At 39.0% G+C, this 210-nt stretch carries 1 pseudogene; it reads right to left on the bottom strand.

Annotated features, from left to right (window positions below):
* Positions 1 to 210 (bottom strand): annotated as a pseudogene (locus V6256_RS16125) (molecular chaperone HtpG); the annotation flags it as partial.

The raw sequence follows: 210 nt of genomic DNA, 5'->3' as shown, positions 1-210 counted from the left end.
ATGCAGAGTAGAAACCAACACCAAACTGACCAATAAATTGTGAATCTTTAACTTGATCGCCTGATAGCTGTTCGAAGAAGTCACTAGTACCTGACTTAGCAATTGTACCTAAATGCTCGATCACTTCATCGCGAGTCATCACGATAACGTTATCACTGATATTGATCGTTTTTGCTTCTTCATCAAAGCTTAAACGTACACGTAAATCCG

The organism is Psychromonas aquatilis, assembly GCF_038155185.1.
Classification (GTDB): domain Bacteria; phylum Pseudomonadota; class Gammaproteobacteria; order Enterobacterales; family Psychromonadaceae; genus Psychromonas; species Psychromonas aquatilis.
Note: the sequence above shows the minus strand (reverse complement) of the source record. Positions and strands in the feature narration are given on the sequence as shown.